1 pseudogene is annotated in these 272 nt (G+C 40.8%); it reads right to left on the bottom strand.

The window, feature by feature from the left end:
* Positions 1-8: 8 nt before the first annotated feature.
* Positions 9-272: pseudogene (locus tag FTW16_RS20470) on the bottom strand (glutaredoxin); the annotation flags it as partial.

The raw sequence follows: 272 nt of genomic DNA, 5'->3' as shown, positions 1-272 counted from the left end.
CTAACAAATTATCGAAGAAGCTTAATGCTGAGCATTTTGCTCTGTTTTTCGAGCCAATGCTCAAGTGCTGGTGGCCATGTGATGCTTGACTCAACACAGAAGCCACGTAGCATCGAGAAATAGAGTGCTTGATCAATGATAGGCAGTGATGACTCGCCATTTTCTAAGTCCAGTAAAAGCTCAGCATCTTTTAGCAATGGGTTGATTTTTTGGACGTATTGCGGTGTGTTTTCTAAGAGTTCTTCAAAGTTAAAACCTTCTGTCTCTTTACT

Source organism: Vibrio sp. T20 (assembly GCF_007858795.1).
In the GTDB taxonomy this organism is placed as follows: Bacteria; Pseudomonadota; Gammaproteobacteria; order Enterobacterales; family Vibrionaceae; genus Vibrio; species Vibrio satsumensis.
This window is presented reverse-complemented; position numbering and strand designations above follow the sequence as displayed.